The sequence below is a fragment of the Pseudomonas sp. 43(2021) genome (genome assembly GCF_017490805.1).
Taxonomy (GTDB): Bacteria; Pseudomonadota; Gammaproteobacteria; order Pseudomonadales; family Pseudomonadaceae; genus Aquipseudomonas.
In genome coordinates, this window is record NZ_JAFGYJ010000008.1 from 143566 (window position 1) to 166811 (window position 23246).

The 23246-nt window shown below is 64.2% G+C and carries 20 protein-coding genes; 12 read left to right on the top strand and 8 right to left on the bottom strand.

The window, feature by feature from the left end:
* Positions 1–157: 157 nt before the first annotated feature.
* The 5 genes from J5M71_RS09540 to J5M71_RS09560 form a co-directional block, all read right to left on the bottom strand.
* Positions 158–1042 carry a pseudouridine synthase gene (locus J5M71_RS09540; RefSeq protein ID WP_207831729.1) on the bottom strand — a complete coding sequence of 295 codons (885 nt, stop codon included), beginning with the start codon at positions 1040–1042 and terminating at the stop codon, positions 158–160.
* Positions 1043–1093: 51 nt separating this feature from the next.
* On the bottom strand, positions 1094–1402 hold the full coding sequence (locus J5M71_RS09545) for a transcriptional regulator (protein WP_207831731.1): 309 nt from the start codon (positions 1400–1402) through the stop codon (positions 1094–1096).
* A 65-nt stretch (positions 1403–1467) separates the two neighbouring features.
* Positions 1468–1899, bottom strand: coding sequence for a D-Ala-D-Ala carboxypeptidase family metallohydrolase (locus tag J5M71_RS09550; RefSeq protein ID WP_207831733.1), 432 nt, complete (start codon positions 1897–1899; stop codon positions 1468–1470).
* Positions 1900–1986: 87 nt separating this feature from the next.
* A complete protein-coding gene (locus tag J5M71_RS09555; RefSeq protein ID WP_019096182.1) occupies positions 1987–2226 on the bottom strand; it encodes a glutaredoxin family protein in 240 nt (79 codons plus the stop codon).
* Between the two features lie 71 nt (positions 2227–2297).
* A complete protein-coding gene (locus J5M71_RS09560) occupies positions 2298–3506 on the bottom strand; it encodes an ammonium transporter (RefSeq protein ID WP_207831735.1) in 1209 nt (402 codons plus the stop codon).
* 314 nt (positions 3507–3820) lie between these two features.
* Between J5M71_RS09560 and J5M71_RS09565 the strand changes: the two genes are divergently transcribed.
* The 8 genes from J5M71_RS09565 (at position 3821) to dacB (ending at position 12937) form a co-directional block, all read left to right on the top strand.
* Entirely contained in the window at positions 3821–4135 is a 315-nt protein-coding gene (locus J5M71_RS09565; RefSeq protein ID WP_063913869.1) for a YqjD family protein, read from the top strand.
* A 9-nt stretch (positions 4136–4144) separates the two neighbouring features.
* Complete coding sequence (locus J5M71_RS09570) at positions 4145–4519, top strand: phage holin family protein (protein WP_013971683.1); 375 nt, start codon at positions 4145–4147, stop codon at positions 4517–4519.
* The gene (locus tag J5M71_RS09575; protein WP_207831737.1) at positions 4516–4845 is read left to right on the top strand and encodes a hypothetical protein; all 330 of its coding nucleotides are present in this window, start codon (positions 4516–4518) and stop codon (positions 4843–4845) included. Before J5M71_RS09570 ends, J5M71_RS09575 begins: the two co-directional genes overlap by 4 nt.
* A gap of 189 nt (positions 4846–5034) precedes the next feature.
* Positions 5035–6366 (top strand): deoxyguanosinetriphosphate triphosphohydrolase, encoded by a 1332-nt coding sequence (locus J5M71_RS09580; RefSeq protein ID WP_207831739.1) that lies wholly within the window; start codon positions 5035–5037, stop codon positions 6364–6366.
* A gap of 283 nt (positions 6367–6649) precedes the next feature.
* Complete coding sequence (locus J5M71_RS09585; RefSeq protein ID WP_207831741.1) at positions 6650–7267, top strand: response regulator transcription factor; 618 nt, start codon at positions 6650–6652, stop codon at positions 7265–7267.
* 8 nt (positions 7268–7275) lie between these two features.
* Positions 7276–10908: a transporter substrate-binding domain-containing protein gene (locus tag J5M71_RS09590; protein ID WP_207831744.1), complete on the top strand. Its 3633-nt coding sequence runs from the start codon at positions 7276–7278 to the stop codon at positions 10906–10908.
* A gap of 41 nt (positions 10909–10949) precedes the next feature.
* On the top strand, positions 10950–11294 hold the full coding sequence (locus tag J5M71_RS09595; protein WP_004376110.1) for a YggL family protein: 345 nt from the start codon (positions 10950–10952) through the stop codon (positions 11292–11294).
* A 185-nt stretch (positions 11295–11479) separates the two neighbouring features.
* The gene (gene dacB, locus J5M71_RS09600) at positions 11480–12937 is read left to right on the top strand and encodes a D-alanyl-D-alanine carboxypeptidase/D-alanyl-D-alanine-endopeptidase (protein ID WP_063913864.1); all 1458 of its coding nucleotides are present in this window, start codon (positions 11480–11482) and stop codon (positions 12935–12937) included.
* 130 nt (positions 12938–13067) lie between these two features.
* On the opposite strand, the gene J5M71_RS09605 is transcribed toward dacB, so the two are convergent.
* Positions 13068–15458, bottom strand: coding sequence for a diguanylate cyclase (locus J5M71_RS09605; RefSeq protein WP_207831746.1), 2391 nt, complete (start codon positions 15456–15458; stop codon positions 13068–13070).
* A 94-nt stretch (positions 15459–15552) separates the two neighbouring features.
* Positions 15553–17745, bottom strand: coding sequence for a bifunctional 23S rRNA (guanine(2069)-N(7))-methyltransferase RlmK/23S rRNA (guanine(2445)-N(2))-methyltransferase RlmL (rlmKL, locus tag J5M71_RS09610; protein WP_207831748.1), 2193 nt, complete (start codon positions 17743–17745; stop codon positions 15553–15555).
* A 561-nt stretch (positions 17746–18306) separates the two neighbouring features.
* On the opposite strand from rlmKL, the gene J5M71_RS09615 reads away from it, so the two are divergent.
* Positions 18307–18522, top strand: a complete 216-nt coding sequence (locus tag J5M71_RS09615; RefSeq protein ID WP_003248687.1) for a ribosome modulation factor — start codon at positions 18307–18309, stop codon at positions 18520–18522.
* Between the two features lie 216 nt (positions 18523–18738).
* Here J5M71_RS09615 and J5M71_RS09620 read toward each other — a convergent pair whose 3' ends face one another.
* On the bottom strand, positions 18739–19761 hold the full coding sequence (locus tag J5M71_RS09620) for a quinone-dependent dihydroorotate dehydrogenase (protein ID WP_207831749.1): 1023 nt from the start codon (positions 19759–19761) through the stop codon (positions 18739–18741).
* Between the two features lie 238 nt (positions 19762–19999).
* Between J5M71_RS09620 and J5M71_RS09625 the strand changes: the two genes are divergently transcribed.
* From J5M71_RS09625 to J5M71_RS09635, 3 genes are all read left to right on the top strand, one after another.
* Positions 20000–21214, top strand: coding sequence for a CmpA/NrtA family ABC transporter substrate-binding protein (locus J5M71_RS09625; RefSeq protein ID WP_207831751.1), 1215 nt, complete (start codon positions 20000–20002; stop codon positions 21212–21214).
* A gap of 11 nt (positions 21215–21225) precedes the next feature.
* The gene (locus J5M71_RS09630; protein WP_207831753.1) at positions 21226–21801 is read left to right on the top strand and encodes an ANTAR domain-containing protein; all 576 of its coding nucleotides are present in this window, start codon (positions 21226–21228) and stop codon (positions 21799–21801) included.
* 226 nt (positions 21802–22027) lie between these two features.
* Positions 22028–23239: a nitrate/nitrite transporter gene (locus tag J5M71_RS09635; RefSeq protein WP_063913859.1), complete on the top strand. Its 1212-nt coding sequence runs from the start codon at positions 22028–22030 to the stop codon at positions 23237–23239.
* Positions 23240–23246 lie beyond the last annotated feature (7 nt).

Below are 23246 nucleotides of genomic sequence, written 5' to 3' on the forward strand. Positions count from 1 at the left end.
CGTGGTCACTGTGGGAGCGGGTTCACCCGCGAACACCGGCGAAGCCGGTGCCATCTACCGCGCAGGCTTCTTCGCGGGTGAACCCGCTCCCACAGGGGACCGCGCAAGCTTTCAGAGTGCATTTACAGCAGTTGTTCCTGCGATGAGCGCGTGAGCATTACCAGTCCAGCTGCAAGCGGCTCTCGAAGTAGCGCTCTTCCCCACTCAGCGGGTCTGCAAAACGCAGGCTCTGCGCCAGCAGTTTCAGCGGCCGCTGGTAGTCGTCCTCGTCGTTGAGCAGTTGCGGATAGAACGGGTCATTGCTGATCCCCGCCCCCAATGCCGCCATGTGCACGCGCAACTGATGGGTCTTGCCGGTCACCGGCGACAGCCCGTAACGCCACAGCTCGCCATTCTTCTCCAGCACTTCGGCCAGGGTTTCGCTGTTGGCCTCCCCCTCTACCTCATGCATGCGGAAAAACGGCTCGCCATGCACCAGACGGCTTTTGTGCACCAACGGAAATGCATGCTGCGGCATGGCCGCGGCAATGGCCTGGTAGCGCTTGTCGATGCGTCGTTCGGGGAACAGCCGCTGGTAGGCACTGCGGCTCTGCGGGTTGGCGGAAAACAGCACAAGCCCGGCGGTATGCCGGTCGATACGGTGCAACGGCACCAGGTGCGGGTTGCCCAGCCGGCGGATCAGGCGGCGCAGCAAGGTCTGCTCGACGTATTCACCGGTCGGCGTCACTGGCAGGAAATGCGGTTTGTCGGCCACCACCAGGTGCTCATCCACATGCAGCACCACCTCCTGCACCGGGATCGGCCGCTCGTTCGGCACTTCGCGGAAATAGTGCAGACGCATGCCGCGCTTGTACGGCAGCCCGGCCGACACCGCCCGCCCCTCGGCATCCAGCACCCGACCACGGGCAAAGCGGTCGAGCCATTGGGCCCGATCAATGGCCTTGAAATGGTCACACAGGCAGTCGAGCACGGTCGCCCAGTTACCGGGTGGCAGGCACACCGTGCTGGCTTGCTGGCGGGCGGGGTCGAAAGGCGTGGTCATGGCAGGGCTCGAAACGTTCACGGCCGCGCATTATCCCCCAAGCCCACGCCCTCAACCAGCCTGGACCATCGCCTCGCTGCGCTCCTTGAGCCAGCGCAGCACCTGCACGGGCTCCCAGCGGCCCGGGTCGTAGAGGGCATACAGCAACCCCTGGTAACCCACCACATCCAGCCCGCGGTGGTAGCCGGCACGCTGGAACAAGGCCTCGATCTCGGCGAAACAGGTATTGAAGTGGACCTTGCCAAACGGCGTGCGGTCGTCGGTCACCAGGCCTTCGAGACGCAGTTCCAGAACGGCGTCGGCCACCCGCTCGACGGGCATGCGGTTGACGCTGTACTTGAGTTGCTCGACATTGAGCATGGCTTCACCCTGATACTGTACTTATATACAGCATACGAACATCCCCTTGCTGGCGTCAATGCGCTTCATCGCAGCCCCGGCAGGTAGCCGCTACCTTTGCGAATGGTCAGCACCTGCCGCCGCGGCGTGTCGCGCGTTACCGACAGGTGCACCCACCTGTCGAATTCCAGGATGAGTTGATCGAAGGGCACGGCACTTTCGCTGATCCGCCGCACGGTTTCCCGCGGGCTGAGTTTTATCACCGTGAAGTCTGCTGCCAACCCCTGGATATGCTGGCTATTCGCGGCACCGCCAATCGCCCGGTTTAGCTGCTCACTGCGGTAACCGCTGCTGACGATGACTGGGGCATTGAACAGTGCGCGCACCTGTTCCAGCGCACAGCACAGCAGTTGCAGGTTGGCCCTGGCCTCAGGAGGTGGTGAGTTGTCGAATCCGTCCCTGGCAGCGAGTTGAGAAACGATCATTTCATCAAGCGTGAAATGCGGGGTGATCAACATGGCGAGGCTCCCGATGACTGAATGTGGCACCGGATCATCAGCTCACATTCATCACCTTGGAGCAGGGTTGCAGCTCCTCTGGAGCCATTACTGCGCGAGAAACGCCACCACCTGTTCGGCATCGAACGGCCAGTGCAGTTCGCCGCCGTTGTCACAGCGGCGCAGCACGGGAATGATCAGGCCATAGCGCTCGAACAGGGCTTCGTTCTCGGCAATGTCGACCAGCTCCACCAGCAGGCCATGATCGACGAAGGGCATCAGCACCGCCTCGGCCACTTCACACAGGTGGCAGCCGAGGGTACCGAACAGTTGGCATTCAGGCAGCATGGGGCAAGTCCGGTTTGGCAGGTAGAAAGCCTATTCTAGGTCTGTCCTGCCCACCGTGCACCTGACCTGGCTCAATCCTGGCTGGTCGCGCCGATCCGGTGTAGCGACAGGTCTGCGCCCTGGAACTCCTGCTCATGGCTCAAGCGCAGGCCATGCAGCGCGCGGATCGTACCGTAGACGGCGAAACCACCGGCCAATGCCACCAGCACGCCCATCAGGCTGCCCAGCAACTGGCTGACCAGACTGACGCCGCCCATGCCGCCCAGGGCCTCCTGGCCGAACACGCCGCAGGCAATGCCCCCCCATACGCCGCACAGGCCATGCAACGGCCACACGCCCAGCACATCGTCGATCTTCCAGCGGTTCTGTGCCGCAGTGAAGGTCCAGACAAACAGCGCGCCCGCCACCAGACCGGTAGCCAGCGCACCGATCGGGTGCATCAGGTCGGAGCCGGCACACACTGCCACCAGCCCGGCCAGCGGCCCGTTATGCAGGAAGCCCGGGTCGTTACGCCCGGCCAGCAAGGCCGACAGGGTGCCACCGACCATGGCCATCAGCGAGTTGATCGCCACCAGGCCGCTGACGCCCTGCAGGGTCTGGGCACTCATGACGTTGAAGCCAAACCAGCCGATGATCAGGATCCACGACCCCAATGCCAGGAAGGGAATGCTCGACGGCGCAAACGCCACCAGCCGACCATCACGGTAGCGCCCACGGCGAGCGCCCAGCAGCAGCACCGCCGCCAGCGCCAGCCAGCCGCCCATGGCATGCACCACCACCGAACCGGCAAAGTCATGGAACGGCGCGCCGAAGCGTGCCTGCAACCAGGCCTGTACGCCCAGGTTGCCGTTCCACACCACACCCTCGAAGAACGGGTAAATGAACGCCACGATCAACGCCGTGGCACACAGTTGCGGCACAAAGCGCGCCCGCTCGGCGATGCCCCCGGAGATGATTGCCGGAATCGCCGCGGCGAAGGTCAGCAGGAAGAAGCACTTGACCAGCGCATAGCCATGGTCGGCCGCCAGCGCTGCCGCTGGCTGGAAGAAGTTGACCCCGTAGGCGATCCAGTAGCCGATGAGGAAGTACACCAAAGCCGAGATGGCGAAGTCGCTGAGGATCTTCGACAAGGCGTTGACCTGGTTCTTGTAGCGTACCGTGCCAACTTCGAGAAACGCGAAGCCGGCATGCATGGCCAGCACCAGAATGGCACCCATGAGAATGAACAGGGTGTTGGAACCGTGGACCAGGGAGTCCATCGCGCTGTGCATGTTTTCCATGAAATAGGCAGACCTGCTGAAAAAGGCACCAGGACAGTTCAAGAACCTGCATCCCTGCACCGAATCGGTGCCAGCCCCCTGCCCTGTTTAGGTGAGCCGGGCGGAGCCTGCGTGGTTTTTTCTTGGGTTTGTCGTGGATTGGGTTAAGGTTTATCGGTATCCGCTGCGCTGGCGCCCTTAATCGGCGCAATACCCGACCGGGGCGCCCCGCAACGTGGCAAAGCACTTAGCAAGGCCCATACCAGCGCCGGCACTTGAACCTTCGGCGCGTGCTATTACTCGAACTACCAACACTCATCGACAGGGAGACACCCATGGCCAGCAAATCGGCAAAGACTGCACAAGAGATATTGATGGCTGACTTCCAGGCACTGGTCCGCGACACCGAGAAACTGCTGGCCGACACCGCCAACCTGGCCGGCGACCAGGCGGACGAGTTGCGTGAACAGATCCACGACCGCCTGGCCCAGGCCCGCGAAACCCTGCAACTGACCCAGGACTCGGTGCGGGAGCGCGGCCAGGCAGCGTTGGGCAGCGCCGAGCAGTACGTACAGGAAAAACCGTGGCAGGCGATCGGCATTGCCGCTGGCGTCGGCCTGTTGATCGGCCTGCTGGCCAACCGGCGCTAAGGGGTCCCCATGGAGAATGACGCCAACGGCGCCAGCGCCTCGGGCAAGCGCCTGGGCGCGGCTGCGCTGGGGCTGTTGCACAGCCATATCGAACTGTTCGGCATCGAGTTGCAGGAGCAGAAGGGCCGCACCTTGAGCCTGCTGCTGTTCGCCGGCCTGGCCCTGGTTTTTGCCCTGCTGCTGCTGACGGCGCTGTCCGGGCTGTTGCTGGTGCTGCTGTGGGACAGCTATCGCCTGGCCGGCATCATCGGCTTGTGCGTGTTCTACGGCATCGCCGCGCTGTACTGCGGGTTGCGCCTGAAGGCAGCAGTGTTCGACGAGTCGTCGCCCTTTGGCGCCACCCTCGAGGAACTCGCCAAGGACCGGGAGCGCCTGTTGCCATGAGCCTGCCAGAACTGCCAAACACCCGTAACCCGCGCGAACTGCGCAAGGCGCTGTTGCGCCTGCGCATGGAAATGCACCGCCAGGAAATCCGCCACGAATCCGCGCAGCTGCTGGAGCCACTGCGCCGCGTGCGCGGCATGGGCAGCTCGCTGCACGACGGGCTGGGCATCAAGCATGCACCGCTGTGGGGGATTGGCGCCGTGGTGGCGCTGGGCTTCCTCACCGGCAAGGGCGTGCGCAGCGGCAACCTGACGCGGCTGGTGCGCCTGGGCTCCAGCCTGCTGCCACTGCTGCGCCTGTACCTGCAAGGCAGCCGCCGCCCCTGAGCGTTTTCCGTCGACTGCACCGGCCCTATCGCCGGCAAGCCGGCGCCCACCTCGACCGCATCGGCCTCAAGCCATGCTCAATCCGTGTGGGCGCTGGCTTGCCGGCGATAGGGCCATTGCAGGCTTACCCCTTGCGCTGCCCTTCCGGACACCGGAAGCTATACCCCTCGATCCACAGGAGACCGCGCCTTGGACTGGCACACCCTGCTCACCCGCGAACGCCTGGGCAAAGCCCTGTACAGCGCCGATGAACTCGGGCGCAGCCCCTTCCACAAAGACCACGACCGCATCATCTTCTCCGGTGCCTTCCGCCGCCTAGGGCGCAAGACCCAGGTGCACCCGGTTTCCAGCAACGACCATATCCACACCCGCCTGACCCACTCGCTGGAAGTCAGCTGCGTCGGCCGCTCACTGGGCATGCGCGTCGGCGAAACCCTGCGCGACAGCCTGCCGGACTGGTGCGCCCCCAGCGACCTGGGGATGATCGTGCAGTCGGCCTGCCTGGCCCATGACATCGGCAACCCACCGTTCGGCCACTCTGGCGAAGACGCCATCCGCCACTGGTTTCAGCAGGCCGCCGGGCGTGGCTGGCTGGACGACATGAGCGACGACGAGCGCGCCGACTTCCTCAACTTCGAAGGCAACGCCCAGGGCTTTCGCGTACTCACCCAGCTGGAGTACCACCAGTTCGACGGCGGTACCCGGCTGACCTATGCCACCCTCGGCACCTACCTGAAGTACCCGTGGAGCGCGCGCCACGCCGACGCCCTGGGCTACAAGAAGCACAAGTTCGGCAGTTACCAGAGCGAACTGCGACTGCTCGAGCAGATCGCCCGCAAGCTCGGACTGCCGCAACTGGAACACCAGCGCTGGGCGCGCCACCCGCTGGTCTATCTGATGGAAGCCGCAGATGACATCTGCTACGCGCTGATCGACCTGGAAGACGGCCTGGAAATGGAGCTGCTGCAATATGCCGAAGTCGAAGCGCTGCTGCTCGACCTGGTCGGTGATGACCTGCCGGAAACCTACCGCCAGCTTGGCCCTGGCGACTCACGGCGACGCAAGCTGGCAATCCTGCGTGGCAAGGCCATCGAGCACCTGACCAACGCTGCCGCCCATGCCTTCGTCGAGCAGCAGCAGGCCTTGCTGGCCGGGCAACTGGCGGGCGACCTGGTCGAACACATGCACGGCCCGGCCAAGCGCTGCGTGCTGCAGGCCAAGGACATGGCACGCAACAAGATCTTCCAGGACAAGCGCAAGACCCTGCACGAGATCGGCGCCTACACCACCCTGGAGATTCTGCTCAACACCTTCTGTGGTGCCGCCCTCGAACAGCACGGTGGACGCACGCCCTCGTTCAAGAGCCGCCGCGTACTGGACCTGATCGGCAACAATGCCCCCGACCCGCACGGTTCGCTGCACAGTGCCTTCCTGCGCATGATCGACTTCATCGCCGGAATGACCGACAGCTATGCCAGCGAAATGGCCCGGGAAATGACCGGGCGCTCCAGCCCGACCTGAGCCTGCCGGTGCCGCCCCGGGCATCGCTCGGAGCTGCACCGTGTAGTGTGGGAAACCTCCTACATATACTGGCGGCAAGTTAAACAGCACGAATAAAAATCAATGAAAAGTTACCAATCACGCTTTGACATCGAGTTAAACGCGCCTGTTTCGTAGCCCGTTTTGTTTTATCTTGTAAGCCATTTCCCATATAGAGCTAATAGCCCTTCCTCGCATGCCCGATGACTTCCAACTGCGATAAGGTTCCGCCTGTCACCCTCAGTCGCCCGTAGGGAAGTTGAACATGCATTCCATATTTATTGTCGACGACCATCCCGTCATTCGCCTGGCCGTCCGTATGTTGCTGGAAAACCAGAATTACAAGGTTGTCGGCGAGTCGGACAACGGCGTGGACGCCATGCAGATGATTCGCGAAACCGCTCCCGACCTGGTCATCCTCGACATCAGCATCCCCAAGCTAGACGGGCTGGAGGTGCTTGCCCGCTTCCAGGCCATGGCCCTGCCCCTGAAGGTGCTGGTACTGACTGCACAGTCTCCCGCATTGTTTGCCGTGCGCTGCATGCACTCGGGTGCTGCGGGCTACGTGTGCAAGCAGGAAGACCTGAGCGAGCTGCTCAGTGCAATCAAGGCCGTGCTGGCCGGTTACAACTACTTCCCCAGCCAGGCAATAAAGCATAACCAGGCGGTAGATGCCGACCTGCAACTTTTCCGTCAGGTGAATGACCGCGAACTGATGGTGCTGCAACTCTTCGCCCAAGGCCGCAGCAACAAGGAAATTGCCAAGGGCATGTTCCTCAGCAGCAAGACCGTCAGTACCTACAAGAAGCGTCTGATGCACAAACTTAAGGTCAATACACTGGTCGACCTGATCGAAATGGCCAAACGCAACGCGCTGGTCTGAGGGTCGTCATGGCGCGCCTTATCGTTCGCCTGCTGCTCACCCTGCTCCTGTTCAGCGGCATGGCGCAGGCTACCCATCACGAGGCCTCGTCCTATGCCCTGCTGGCACGGTCATCGGCCAGGCCGGCACCGCCTGCGCTCACGGACGAACAACGACAATGGCTCGAAAGCCGTCAGGAACTGGTGCTGGGTACCTCGGCACCGGACTACCCGCCGTTCGACATCACCAGTGGCGGCCGCGACTACCAGGGCCTTACCGCCGAGTACGCGAGCCTGATCGGCAAGGCCCTGCAGTTGCCCGTGCGGGTGCTGCGCTTTTCCAGCCGGCAGGCGGCGGTGGAGGCGCTGCGGCACGGTGATATCGACCTGCTTGGCAGCGCCAACGGCTACGAAGCGGCCAGCGATGGCCTGGCGCTGTCGCACCCCTATGCCATCGACCAACCGGTACTGGTAACGCGGGAGGACGAAAGCCGGGCACTGGACATGGGCCTGGACGGCATGCGCCTGGGCATGCTCTACCATTACCTGCCCCGGCAGGAGGTGAAAAGCGCCTACCCCAAGGCCGAGCTGCTGGCCTTCGGCTCGTCCAGCCAGGCCCTGAATGCCGTGGCGTTCGGCCAGGCCGACGTGTTCATCGGCGATACCATTTCCACCCACTACCAGCTCAATCGCAGCCACCTGCCGCGCCTGCGCATGGCCAGTTTCGGCAAGCACGAAGCCATCGGCTTCGGGTTTGCCCTGCGCCAGCAGGACAGGCTGCTGATGGAATTGGTGAACGCGACCCTGGACAGCCAGACCCCAGCCATACGCGCCAGTATATTCAAGCGCTGGAGCGCCGGTAGCGACCTGCTGCTGACCGACCGCAGGCTGCAACTGACCGACGCAGAAGAACAATGGCTGCAGGACCACCCGGTGATGCGCGTGGCGATCGACGACACCGCTGCACCGGTCTCCTATTTCGATGGCTCGGGGCATTTTCGCGGTATCACCGCCGACCTGCTCGAACTCATTCGCCTGCGCACCGGCTTGCGTTTCGAAGTGCAGCGCGCCAGCGGCCTCGCCGACATGATTGCCCGCCTAAAGGATGGCCGCGCCGATGTGATCGCTGCATTGGCCAACGGCGGGGTAAGCGAAGACGACCTGCAAATCAGCCGGCCCTACCTGGAAAGCGCCTATGTACTGGTCAGCCGCAAGGACAAAAAGCCCTTCACCTCGCTCGAGCAACTGCAGGGGCATCGCATCGCCATTACCCGCTACAGTGCCATGGACGCCATGCTGTCGCGGCACTATCCACAAATCGGCTGGGTCGAGACCGAAAGCGCGTTCTATTCCATGGCGTTGCTCAACAGCGGTGCCGTCGATGCGGTGATCACCACCTTGATCGACGCCAACCACGCCCTGGCCGGCAACCCCGAACTGGTCATCCGGGCCACCGTCGGCAGCGAACCTGCCAACTTCGCCATGGCCACCAGTGCCTCGTCCCGGGCGCTGGTGTCGATCCTCGACAAGGCGCTGCTGAGCATCTCGCCGGAAGAACTGGGGGTAATCAACAACCGCTGGCGCGGCTTCAGCCTGCACGAGGATGGCAACGACCAGGGTTATCGCCGGCTGGCGATACAGGTGGTACTGGGCACCGCCGTGCTGTTGCTGCTGGCCTTGCTGTGGAACGCTCGCCTGCGCCTGCAGATTCGCCAGCGGCAACGCGCCGAACGGGCGCTGAACGACCAGTTGGCGTTCATGCGCGCCCTGCTCAACGGCACGCCCCACCCCATGTACGTGCGTGACCGCGAGGGCTGCCTGCAAAGCTGCAACTACAGCTACCTGGAAGCCGTGCAGGCCCGCTCCGACGAGGTCATCGGCAAACAACTGGAGGGCAGCCTGTTCGCCGATTGCGAGCAGACCCGGCAGATCCACGCCGATTACCTGAAGGTGATGGCCGAAGGCTCGCCACTGATCATGGACCGGCCGCTACGGATCAAGGGCCGCGAGATGACCATCTACCACTGGATTCTGCCGTATCGCGACTCACTGGGTGAGGTGCAGGGCATCATCGGTGGCTGGATCGACATAAGCGATCGCCGCCATCTGGTCATGGAGCTGCGCCAGGCCAAGCAGCAGGCCGACGATGCCAACCGCGCAAAAAGCACGTTCCTGGCTACCATCAGCCACGAAATCCGCACCCCGATGAATGCAGTCATCGGCATGCTCGAGCTGGCAGTCAAACGTGCCGACCAAGGCCGGGTAGACCGCGGCGCGCTGGAGCTGGCCTACCATTCGGCCAAGGACCTGCTGGGCCTGATCGGCGATATCCTCGACATCGTGCGCATCGAGTCCGGGCACTTGTCCCTCGCCCCGGAGGCCGTCGACCTGGCGGCCCTGGTCGAATCGGTAGGGCGCATTTTCGAGGGCCAGGCGCGGCAGAAAGGCCTGGCCCTGGAGGTGATGATCGCGCCGGCCGCACGCTGCCATGCGCTGCTCGACCCCCTGCGTTTCAAACAGGTACTGTGCAACCTGGTGAGCAACGCTATCAAGTTCACCGAGCACGGCCAGGTGCGCATCTGCGTCAACGTGGTGGAGGACGGCACCAGTACCCCCGCAGTGCTGGAGCTGGAAGTGCGCGACAGTGGCATCGGCATCCACCCCGACGACCTGCAACGCCTGTTCAACCCGTTCATCCAGGCCAACCCGCATAGCCAAGGCGCCCGCGCGGGTACCGGCCTGGGCCTGGCCATCTGTCGCAACCTGTGCGAAATGATGGGCGGCAGCCTGACCATCAAGAGCCTGGAAGATGTCGGCACCCAGGTGCGCCTGAAGATGCCGCTGCAGCGGGTTGATGCCGCAGCGCAGCCGGCCCCGCTGATCGAGAACCTCGACGTGCCCGACCCACGGCTGAACGTGCTGGTGGTCGACGACCACCCGGCCAACCTGCAACTGATGGCACAGCAGCTTGGCTACCTGGGCCTGGAGCACACCAGCGCCCGCGACGGTCGCGAAGGCCTGGCTACCTGGCGGGCGGGCGATTTCGATGTGCTGGTGCTCGACTGCAACATGCCGCACATGAACGGCTATCAGCTGGCCACCGCCGTGCGCACCGAAGAACGCCATGGCAAGCGGCCGCGCTGCACCATTCTTGGCTACACCGCCAACGCGCAGCCGGAGGTACGCCGCAAGTGCCTGAGCGCCGGCATGGACGACTGCCTGCTCAAGCCTATCAGCTTGGCCACGCTCAGCCAGCGCCTGGCCGGCATCCACCCGCGCCGTCAGCAAAAACGGCGGCGCAAGCTGTACCACCTGGACGGCCTTGCCGCAGTGGTCGGGCATGACCCGATCGACCGCCAGCGCTTCCTGCAGGCCTTGCAACAGAGCCTGCAGGCCGATCTGGCCACTTTGATGGCACTGCATCCGCAGCACGACAGCGCTGCCATTGCCGAACAGGCGCACAAGGTGCTCAGCGCCGCGCGGATGCTGGAAGCACCCGAGCTGATAACGGCCTGCGAAGCCCTGGAGGCCAGCGGCTTGCCCACCGCCCAGCTACGCCTTCGGCGCCAGGCACTGGCGCGGCATATGTGCCGGGTAGAACGCGCCCTGGCCAAGGAACTGGCCACAGGTACCTGCACACAGGCAGGCAGCCAGGCGTGTTAACTGGTAGACTGCGCGGCGTTATTACCTAAGAGGATTGTTTCATGGCCACAAACCGCTCCCGTCGCCTACGCAAGAAGCTGTGTGTCGACGAGTTTCAGGAATTGGGCTTCGAGCTGAACCTGGAGTTCAAGGAAGATCTGGACGACCAGGCAATCGATGCTTTCCTCGACGCGTTCCTGGCAGAAGCCATGGATGCCAATGGCCTGGACTATGTAGGCGGTGACGATTTCGGCCTGGTGTGCTCGGTCAAACGCGGCTCGGTCAGCGAAGAACAGCGTGCAGCCGTTGAAGCCTGGCTCAAAGGCCGCAGCGAACTGACCAAGATCGAAGTCAGCCCGCTGCTGGACGCCTGGTATCCGGAAAAGCCGATCAACAAGGCCGAGTAGTTCCGGCCCGGCTCGATCGCTGAAAAGGCCACCCCTACGGGTGGCCTTTTTTATTGGCGTGCTTTTCCGTCGAACGTGGCGCATCGTCGCTGCGCTTGGGGCATAATGCGTATTCTTTCATCCTGGGGCCATCATCCCTTACAGCCCCAATGCCCTTTTCCCTCGCCGTAGGGTATTTATTCATTATGATCAAAACGCTTCGTCCCCTCGTTCTTGCCGGCCTGTTGTTGCCACTCGCCCTGCCCAGCCAGGCCGCCGCCGTCAATACCACGCTGCCTGTCAAAGTGCAGCAGGCCCTCAAGGCCAACAAGCTGCAGGATTCGGCCCTGTCGCTGGTGATGCTGCCACTGGACGGCCCCGGCACACCGACCGTGTTCAATGCCGATGTCTCGGTGAACCCGGCCTCGACCATGAAACTGGTCACTACCTACGCCGCCCTCGAACTGCTCGGCCCGACCTTCCAGTGGAAAACCGAGTTCTACACCGACGGTACCCTGAGCAACGGTGTACTCAACGGTAACCTGTACCTCAAAGGTGGCGGCGACCCCAAACTGAACATGGAAAAACTGTGGTTGCTGATGCGTGACCTGCGCGCCAATGGCGTGCGCACCATCACCGGCGACCTGGTGCTGGACCGCAGCCACTTCGTGCAGCCCAACCTGCCGCAGTTCAACGACGATGGCGGCGATGAGAACAAGCCGTTCCTGGTCAAGCCCGACTCGCTGCTGGTCAACCTCAAGGCCCTGCGCTTCGTGGCTCGCAACGATGGCGGCAAGGTCACCATCGCGGTCGAACCGCCGATTGCCAGCATCCGCATCGACAACCAGGTCAAGGCCGTGGCCTCCAAACAATGCTCGGGAGATGTGCGCTACAACCCGGTGCAACAGGCCGATGGCATCAGCGTAACGGTCAGCGGCCAGCTGGGTGACGGCTGCAACTCGCAGACCTACCTGTCGCTGCTCGACCACCCGACCTACGCCGCCGGTGCCGTGCGCGCGATCTGGAACGAACTGGGTGGCAGCATCCAGGGTGGCGACCGCTTCGAGAACGTTCCCAAGGGCGCACGCCTGTTGGCCCGCGCCTTCTCGCCAGACCTGGTGGAAGTGATCCGCGACATCAACAAGTACAGCAACAACACCATGGCCCAGCAGCTGTTCCTGAGCCTTGGCGCGCAGTTCCGCACCGATGCCGATGGTGACGACGCCCGCGCCGCCCAGCGCGTGGTGCGCCAGTGGCTGGCGAAGAAAGGCATTACCGCACCGCACCTGGTGATGGAAAACGGCTCCGGCCTGTCGCGCGCCGAACGGGTCAGCACCCGGGAAATGGCCGCCATGCTGCAGGCCGCCTGGAAAAGCCCCTATGCTGCCGAGTTCATGAGCTCGATGCCGCTGGTGGGCATGGACGGCACCATGCGCAAGCGCCTGAAGCGCACCGCCATGACCGGTGAAGGGCACATCAAGACCGGCACGCTGAATACCGTGCGGGCGATTGCCGGCTTCAGCCGTGACAGCAACGGCCATACCTGGGCGGTGGCGGCGATCCTCAACGACCCGAAACCATGGGGCGCCTCGCAGGTACTCGACCAGGTGCTGCTGGACCTTTACCGCCAGCCGAAACTGGCCGGCAGCACGGCAGCCAACTGATCGCCAGCCAGTACCGGCCTCTTCGCGGCTAAAGCCGCTCCCACAGGTACATCACAGGTCTTGAACCCTGCGCTGTACCTGTGGGAGCAGCTTTAGCCGCGAAAGGGCCGGTACCGACAACCGCGAACGCTCAGGCCAACTCCCCCTCCACCCGGTCCCGCCCGCCCTGCTTGGCCGCATACACCCCTGCATCAGCCCGCAACAACAAGGCATCGGCCCCTTCCCCCGGTCGCCAGCCGGCCACACCAAAACTCGCGGTCACCTTACCCACGCCTTCCACTGGAACATCGCGCACCCCTTGCCACAGTTCCAGCGCCAGCAGCCGCGCCTGCTCGGCATCGCTACCCGGGCACAACACCATGAATTCCTCGCCACCCAGCCGGCAGAACACATCGGTACGCCGTAGACGCTGGCCGATACGCAGGCACAGGCTGCGCAGCACGTGGTCGCCGGCGGCGTGGCCGAAGCGGTCGTTGATGCGCTTGAAGTGATCGATGTCAAGCATGATCACCGCCAGCGCCAGGCCGTCGCGCTGGGCCCGCTCCAGTTCGTACTTGAGCCGCTCCTGGAAATAGCGGCGGTTATGGATACCGGTCAGCGAGTCGGTCACCGACAGCGCACGCAACTCTTCCTCCACGCCCTTGAGGTCGGAGATGTCCGTCAGGTAGCCGTGCCACAAGGTGCAGCCCTGCTCGCCCACTTCCGGCGTCGCCTCGCCACGCACCCAGCGCAACCCGGCACGCGGCAGGCAGACACGGTATTCTTCGCGCCAGGGCGACAGGTGTTCTGCCGAGTAACGCACCGACCGGCGCACACGCTCCAGGTCATCCGGGTGGATGCGCTCGAACACCACCGTGGCATCCTCGCGCAACTGCTGCAGGTCGACTTCATAGATGTCGTACAGGCCCATGCTGGCGTACGGAAAGCAGGAATGGCCGTTGCCATCCAGGCGGTACTGGTAGATGCCCCCCGGTACCTCGGCACTGAGCTTCTCCAGAAGGCGGTCACGCGCCGCCAGCGCCTCATGCACCCGACGCCGTTCAGTGACATCGATGCAGATCGCCAGGTAGCCAATCCACAATCCGTGTTCATCGAGCATGGCGGTGACCAGCATGTTGGCCACCAGTTGGCTGCCGTCGGCGCGCACCAAGGTCCACTCCCCCGGCTCGGCGCCATGCTCCTGCACCGTTTCGGCAAACATGGCCTGGCCGCCTGCAATCGGCCGGCCGTAACGCAGGCTCAATGCATGGGCACGCCGGCTCAACTCCTCGGGCAGCACCAGGTCCTCCAGGCGCAGCTGGCCGATCGCCTCGCTGGCCGGGTAGCCGAGCATGCGCTCGGCGCCGGCGTTGAAGGTGCTGACCACACCCTTGAGGTTGGTGGCGATGATCGCCACCTGGGTTGCAGCATCCAGCACGCTGCGCAGCTGGTTGTGGGTGCCACGCAGGGACTGCTCGCTGACCCGCAGTTCGGCGGTGCGCTGCTCGACCAGGGCCAGAGCGCGCTGGCGCTGACTGAACAGGCTGTAGAGCAAGACGCTGAGCAGCAGGCTCAACAAGCCGCCAAGCAGGCTCACCGCCAACACCGCAGAGGAACGGTTGGCCTGCACGAAGGCCAGGCTCGGCCGGATGCTCAGTTGGAAGTGGCGGTCAGCCAAGTGCAACAGTTGGTTGCTGGCCAGCTCCAAGGGTGCGAGCGGGTTCTGCGAATCGAACATCACTTCGGGGCCATTCCGCCCGGTGGGGTCGACGATGCGTACGACCAGGTTGTCGTCTGTCGCCACCGGGCGCCCGTCACTGGCAAGCTCACGCATGCTCAGCAAGGCCATTACATAGCCCACTGCCGAGCCGCGGGGGTTGGCATCGGAAAACACTGGCGCCACCATCAGCAGGCCACGCGCATCCGAGCTGGTATCGAACATGGCCAGCGGCTCGGACACCGCCATGCTGCCCGGCCCCAGCGCCCGCGCCAAAGCCGCCAGGGGCACCTCCTGGCCGGCGAGGTCCAGCCCATAGGGCAGCCCGGGCAATTCACCCGACTGGCTATAGAGTACCGGGAAGTAATGGTCGCGCTGGGGGGATGGGCGCCACTGGCCTTGCTCATCCTGGTCGCGGATCACATAGCCCGGGCCGGAATGCGCACTGGCCTGGCGCTCGAACTCGTCGCGTTGCGCGGCTTCGACACGCGGCGCCCAGGCGTAGGCCAGGGTCCGCTGCAGCAATGGGCGGGCGTAGCCGTCGAACTCGTGTGGAGTGATTGCGTTGGAAAAGCTGAAAAACCGCCGCAGCCCATCCAGGCGCTGCTGCTGTTCGTCAAACCGCTCGGCGATTAGGCTGAAACGCTCGCTGGCCAGCAACTCGAAGCGCTGACGCAGCTGCTGCTTGTAGAAGGTTTGCGCGGCAAGGGCCAGTACGCTCGTCAACAGGCCGCCCGCAACCAGGGCGACCAACGCCGCCCCCCAGGCGGGCACGGCCTCTGTGCACAGGCCAAGCAACCGCGCACGCACGCCACCCTTTGACATACACCCATCTCGTCACGTCAGCGTCCTGCGGATTATCTTGCCCTGCCCTCAGTTATAGCTATTGGCCATTAGCCGCGCAATGTACCTCGTCGCCTCACCGAAGCTGCAAACGCCAGGCCCGATGGATGCGGTTATTGCGGGCGAAGTCGGGGTCCAGCGTCTGGGCCGTGATTTCCTCCACCGCGTAACGTGCCATCAGGTGCTCGTCCAGCTGGAACTTGCGGAAGTTGTTGGAGAAGTACAGCACGCCACCGGGCGCCAGTCGGGCCATGGCCAGGTCCAGCAGTTGCACGTGGTCACGCTGCACGTCGAACACGCCTTCCATGCGCTTGGAGTTGGAGAAGGTCGGCGGGTCGATGAAGATCAGGTCGTAGCTGTCGCGGTTGCCTTCCAGCCAGGCCATCACATCGCCCTGCTCCAGGCGGTTGCGCTCGGAGAAGCCATTGAGCGCCAGGTTTCGCCGCGCCCAGTCCAGGTAGGTTTTCGACAGGTCGACGCTGGTGGTGCTGCGCGCGCCACCCTTGGCTGCATGCACGGTGGCCGTGGCGGTGTAGCAGAACAGGTTGAGGAAGCGCTTGCCAGCGGCTTCGCGCTGGATGCGCATGCGCATCGGGCGATGGTCGAGGAACAGGCCGGTATCGAGGTAGTCGGTGAGGTTGACCAGCAGCTTGACGCCACCTTCGCTCACTTCCTGGAAGCGGCCCTCGGTAGCCTGGCGCTCGTACTGGCGCGTGCCGCTCTGCCGCTCGCGACGCTTGAGCACCACACGCTGCGGCGCAATGCCCAGGGCCTGCGGGATCGCTGCCAGCGCGTCGAGCAGGCGCGCCTGGGCCTTGTCCGGGTCGACCGAACGTGGCGCGGCGTATTCCTGTACGTGCACCCAGTCCTGGTACAGGTCGACCGCCAGGGCATACTCGGGCATGTCGGCATCGTACAGGCGGTAGCAATCGACCTGCTCGCGGCGAGCCCACTTGCCCAGTTGCCTGAGGTTTTTCTGCAGGCGGTTGGCGAACATCTGCGCCCCTTCCGACAGGCGCGCCGGCTCGCTGGCCAGCGCTGCCTGCTGGCGGATTTCCGCGCCTTCAGGCTGCGCCTCGCGGCGCTCGCCGGTGACGAACTGGTCAGGCTGCACCTTGAACAGCAGCAGCTTGCACGGCAAGGCGCCGTTCCAGAATGCATACTGCTTGTGGCTGCGAATACCCATGCGCTTGCCCAGCTGCGGCGCGCCGGTGAACACCGCCGCCTCCCAGCCCATGCAGGCCTGGCGCAGGCGCTCGCCGAGGTTCTGGTAGAGGTACAGCAGGCTGGCTTCATCACCCAGGCGCTCGCCATAGGGCGGGTTGCTGATGACCAGGCCTTTCTGGTTCTGGTCCGGGCGCGGCTCGAAGGTGCTGACCTCGCCCTGGTAGATCTTCACCCAGTCGCCCAGGCCGGCACGCTCGACGTTGTTGCGGCCTGGCTGGATCAGCCGCGGGTCGGCCTCGTAGCCACGGATCCACAGCGGTGGCTTGGCCAGGCCGGCCTGTGCCCGCGCCTGCGCTTCGTCATGCACCTTGCGCCACAACGCCGGCACATGGCCGAGCCAGGCACTGAAGCCCCAGCGTTCACGCTTGAGGTTGGGCGCGATATCGGCAGCGATCATCGCCGCTTCGACCAGGAAGGTACCCACACCGCACATCGGGTCGGCCAGTGCGCCACCTTCAGCGGCAATGCGCGGCCAGCCGGCGCGGATCAGTACTGCCGCCGCCAGGTTTTCCTTCAGCGGCGCGGCGCCTTGCTGCAGGCGGTAACCACGCTGGTGCAGGCTGTGCCCGGAGAGGTCGAGGGACAGAATGGCTTCGCCACGGTCCAGGCGCAGGTGCACGCGCACATCAGGGTCGATCTTTTCCACCGATGGGCGCAGGCCTTCGCGGTTGCGCAGCTTGTCGACAATCGCATCCTTGACCTTCAGCGCACCGAAGTGGGTGTTGTCGATGCCCGAACCATGACCGCTGAACTCCACCGCCAGGGTGCCGTCGGCTGCCAGGTGATCGGCCCAGTCGACCGCATGCACACCGTCGTAGAGGTCGTCGGCGTTCTTCATGGAGAAGCGCTTGAGTACCAGCAGCACTCGGTTGGCCAAGCGTGACCACAGGCACAGGCGGTACGCGGTTTCCATGTCGGCGGCGCCGCGAATGGCCGAGGTGTGCTCACGCACGTCGTCCAGGCCGAGGCCCCGGGCCTCTTCGGCAAGCAGGCCTTCAAGGCCTTTGGGGCAAGTGAGGTAAAGTTCGAAACGGTCCGACATGAGTAATCCAGCGCCTTGGGCTATTTGACTGACGGGGCAACGCATCACCCCGCGATGTTTGCCCGCACACCTTTCCAGCAGGCGTGCGGGTGGCCTTTCCCGGCACGCGAGTGCGCGATGAAAGGCCGGGCCGCCTGACCGATCTGCGCTTGGCCCAGTGGCAAAGACAGCTTAGATCATCAGGCAGTACGAAAAATTCTGGCGATACCGGGGCCGATGTGACCCTTCGTCGCATTTCAAATTATTTCTGTCATCTGCAAGCACCGCTGGCGAAATGACGTCAATGATCGGCAAACCCCGATCATAGCGGGCTCAACGCTAAACAAGGTTGAGTCGCATTTATTTACTTATCCCCTCACCCTTGGAAAGGTTACGTGCTTATGACAAATCGATCATTCACACCGTGACTCGCATTCGATAGAACTGGTCTCAGGCCACTTCGCAACGAGGTGGCACTTTCAGCTCGCCACGCCGGCAGCGAGCGCACACCGGCAGAAAGACTCTGCCCGGCCTCGGAGAGGCCGACGGGACATTACAGTCAACAAGTGAGGGCAACACCCTATGAGAAGACTTAAGCGTGATCCGTTGGAAAGAGCATATTCACGTGGCTACCAATACGGGGTCACCGGCAAATCCCGCGAACTTTGCCCCTTCAATCTTCCTTCTGTTCGCCAAGCCTGGATCAACGGCTGGCGCGAAGGTCGCGGTGATAACTGGGACGGAATGACTGGCACCGCTGGCATCCATAGACTCAACGAAAATCACGCCGTTGGCTGAACGAGGACACTGAATTCGATTCACCATGCACGCCCTATCCGGGCGGCGGGCGAAGGCCCAGGGGCCCCTTGATGGGGCCCTTTTTTATGCCTTGGCAAATGTTATCAAATGCACCGGCCCTTTCGCGGGTAAACCCGCTCCCACAGATGCCCTGCTGCCTTCAAGCGCTGTGCAATACCAGTAGGAGCGGGTTTACCCGCGCATTGGCCTGTCAGGTTACCTGGACATTGCTGCGATAGCGTCCACCGCCTCGCGAATCAACGCCGGCCCCTTGTAAATGAAGCCGGAGTATATCTGCACCAGGCTCGCCCCGGCAGCGATTTTCTCGGCGGCATGGCGGCCTTCGGTAATGCCACCCGCGGCAATGATCGGCAGCTTGCCGCCCAGCTCACCCGCCAGCACCTTGACGATATGGGTGCTCTTCTCCAGCACCGGCGCGCCCGACAGGCCGCCCGCCTCGCCACCGTACGGCAGCCCTTCGACACCTTCACGCCCCAGCGTGGTGTTGGTGGCGATCACCGCATCCATGCCCGATTCCATCAGTGCGGCGGCCACCAGGGCGGTTTCTTCATCGCTCATGTCCGGGGCAATCTTGATTGCCAGCGGCACGCGCTTGCCATGCGTGCCGGCCAGCTGCTCGCGGCGCTCGGCCAGGGCATCGAGCAACTGCTTGAGCGAATCGCCGAACTGCAGGCTGCGCAGGCCCGGGGTGTTTGGCGAACTGACGTTGACCGTGATGTAGCTGGCGGCGGTGTACACCTTGTCCAGGCAGATCAGGTAGTCATCGACGGCACGCTCCACCGGAGTGTCGAAATTCTTGCCGATGTTGATGCCCAGCACGCCGTTGTAACGCGCAGCCCGCACCCGGCCAAGCAGGTGATCAACGCCCAGGTTGTTGAAGCCCATGCGGTTGATGATGGCCGTAGCCTCCGGCAGGCGGAACAGCCGTGGCTTGGGGTTGCCCGGCTGCGGGCGCGGGGTGACGGTGCCGATTTCGACGAAGCCGAAGCCCAGCTGGGCGAAACCGTCGATGGCCGCGCCGTTCTTGTCCAGGCCGGCCGCCAGGCCCACCGGGTTGGCGAAGTTCAAGCCCATGACCGTAACCGGCAAAGCCGCCGGCTGCTTGCACAGCATGCCGTTGAGGCCGAGACGGCCACCGGCGCCGATCAGGTCCAGGGACAGGTCGTGGGAGGTTTCCGGGGAAAGCTTGAACAGCAGCTGGCGGGCCAGGGTATACATGGGCGGGCAAGGCTCGGGGTGAGTGAGGGGGCGATTATAGCCAGCGTGGGGCTGGCATGACAGCAAATCGTGGGGCTGCTGCGCAGCCCATCGCCGGCAAGCCGGCTCCCACAGGGACAACACAAGGGCTGAAACCTGCGCTGTACCTGCGGGAGCTGGCTTACCGGCGATGAAGCCAGATGGCACATCGGTTGCACCGAAGAAGCCCACAGCCTTATCAGTACGGGCGAGGAACCTTGTGAACACTGTACCCCGAGCAACGCCCCTGGCCTGGGTCAACGGCAGCGACGCGCCGGAAAAGCCCAGCCTGAACATCGGCTACATGGCCCTGACCGACTGCGCCTCGGTGGTAGTCGCCGCCACCCAGGGCTTCGCCCAGCAGCACGGCCTTACCCTCAACCTCAAGCGCCAGGGTTCCTGGGCCGGGCTGCGCGACAAGCTGGTCAGCGGCGAGCTGGATGCCGCGCACTGCCTGTATGGCCTGGTCTACGCCGTGCACCTGGGCATCGGCGGTGTACCGGCCAGTGCCATGGCCGTGCTCATGGGGCTGAACCAGAACGCCCAGGCCATCAACCTGTCCCCGGCCCTGCAACGCAAAGGCGTGACCAACCCTGAAGCATTGGCGCGCCTGGTGCACCAGCATGGCGCACGCCTCACCTTCGCCCAGACCTTCCCCACCGGCACCCACGCCATGTGGCTGTATTACTGGCTGGCCAGCCAGGGCATCCACCCACTGCGCGATGTCGACAGCGTGGTGGTGCCGCCGGCGCAAATGGCCGCGCATATCCAGGCCGGGCGCATCGACGGCTTCTGCGTGGGCGAACCCTGGGCCGCCGATGCAGTGGCCACGGGCCAAGGCTTCACCCTGGCCACCAGCCAGTCGATCTGGCCGGACCACCCGGAAAAGGTCCTGGCCTGCGCCCGCACCTTCACCGAACAATACCCCAACAGCGCCCGCGCGCTGATCAAGGCGGTCCTCGCGGCCAGCCGCTTCATTGAGCAAAGCCCGGAAAACCGCCGCAGCACTGCGCAACTGCTCAGCGGCAGCGCCTACCTGGACACCCCGCTGGCGAGTATCGAACCGCGCCTGCTCGGCAGCTATCACGATGGCCTGGGCAACCACTGGCAAGATCCGCACGCCCTGCGCCTGCACGACCACGGCCGGGCCAACCTGCCGTACCTGTCCGACGGCATGTGGTTCATGACCCAGTTCCGCCGCTGGGGCCTGCTGCGCGAAGACCCCGACTATCTCGGCGTGGCACGCCAGGTCCAGCAGTTGGCACTCTATGGCGAGGCAGCGCAAAGCCTGGGCGTGGCCTGCCCCGAGCAGCCGATGCGCAGCAGCCTGTTGATCGACGGCAACCGCTGGGACGGCAGCGACCCCTACGGTTATGCCCGCAGTTTCAGCCTGCATGCCCTGGGCGACCTGCCCGATGCCCGTGTCGGCGCGTGAGGGGGACCACCATGTTGCGCATCCTGCTGATCGACGACACCCGGAGCAAACTCGGCCGCCTCAAGGCGGCATTGAGCGAGGCCGGCTTCGAGGTCATCGAAGCGCCAGACCTGACCATCGACCTGCCCGCCTGCGTCGAAACGGTGCGCCCGGACGTAGTGCTGATCGATACCGATTCACCAGACCGCGATGTGATGGAACAGGTGGTGCTGGTCAGCCGTGACCAGCCGCGGCCCATCGTGCTGTTCACCGACGAGCACGACCCCGGGGTGATGCGCCAGGCGATCCAGGCGGGGGTCAGCGCCTACATTGTCGAAGGCATCCATGCCGCGCGGCTGCAGCCGATCCTGGACGTGGCCATGGCGCGTTTCGAAAGTGACCAGGCGCTGAAGGCGCAGCTGCTTGCTCGCGACCAGCAACTGGCCGAGCGCAAGCGCATCGAGCAGGCCAAGGGTTTGCTGATGAAGATGAAGGACTGCAACGAAGAGCAGGCCTACACCCTGATGCGCCGCCAGGCCATGAGCCGGCAGCAGAAGCTGATCCAGGTGGCCGAGCAGATCATTGCCATGCACGAGATGCTGGGGTGACGGGACTGGCATGAGACTTTCACAGGCAACAAAAATGTCATGCCAGCCTCTGCCAACAGTTGCCCCATGTCTTGAGTTGGCCCATCTCTTGCTGAACAAATATCACCGGTAGCCAACGGCGGTTGCCCCACTTAATCCCCGACAAAGACGTCGCTCTCCCCTCCACCCCCGTGGAGTGGGTAGCGGCGTCTTTTTCGTTCCGCTGCATTGCCGAGTGAGGTGTTCGATGAGTACCAGCTTCTGGAAATCCGGGCATGTGCCCACGCTGTTCGCCGCGTTCCTGTACTTCGACCTCAGCTTCATGGTCTGGTACCTGCTTGGCCCACTGGCAGTGCAAATTGCCGCCGATCTGCAACTGAGCGCACAACAACGGGGCCTGATGGTGGCCACGCCGATCCTGGCCGGGGCGGTGCTGCGCTTCGCCATGGGTGTGCTGGTCGACCGCCTGTCGCCCAAGACCGCCGGGTTGATCGGCCAGGTGGTAGTCATCGTCGCCCTCGCCGCTGCCTGGCACCTGGGCGTGCATAGCTATGAACAAGCGCTGCTGCTGGGCGTGTTTCTCGGCTTTGCCGGCGCTTCGTTCGCCGTGTCACTGCCGCTGGCCTCGCAGTGGTACCCGCCACAGCACCAAGGCAAAGCCATGGGCATTGCCGGTGCCGGCAACTCCGGCACGGTGTTCGCCGCCCTGCTGGCCCCGGCGCTGGCCGCAGGCTTTGGCTGGAACAATGTGTTCGGCTTTGCGCTGATCCCGCTGTCGCTGGCCCTGGTGGTATTCGCCCTGCTGGCACGCAATGCTCCGCAGCGGCCCAAGCCAAAAGCCATGGCCGACTACCTCAAGGCCCTGGGCGACCGTGACAGCTGGTGGTTCATGTTCTTCTACAGCGTCACCTTCGGTGGCTTCATCGGCCTGGCCAGCGCCCTGCCCGGCTATTTCAGCGACCAATATGGCCTGAGCCCGGTCACCGCCGGCTACTACACCGCCGCCTGCGTGTTCGCCGGCAGCCTGATGCGCCCACTCGGCGGCGCCTTGGCCGACCGCTTCGGCGGCATCCGCACCCTGCTGGGCATGTACAGCGTGGCAGCCATCTGCATCGCGGCGGTCGGCTTCAACCTGCCCAGCGCTGCAGCCGCACTGGCGCTGTTCATCAGCGCCATGCTCGGCCTGGGCGCCGGCAATGGCGCGGTGTTCCAGCTGGTGCCGCAACGCTTCCGCCAGGAGATCGGGGTGATGACCGGGCTGATCGGCATGGCCGGCGGCATCGGAGGCTTCCTGCTGGCGGCCGGGCTTGGCACCATCAAGCAGCACACCGGCGACTACCAACTGGGGCTGTGGCTGTTCGCCAGCCTGGGCTTGCTGGCCTGGTTCGGCCTGCACGGCGTGAAACAGCGCTGGCGCACCACCTGGGGCTCGGCTGCGGTTACCGCGGCGCGGGTCTGAGGCACAG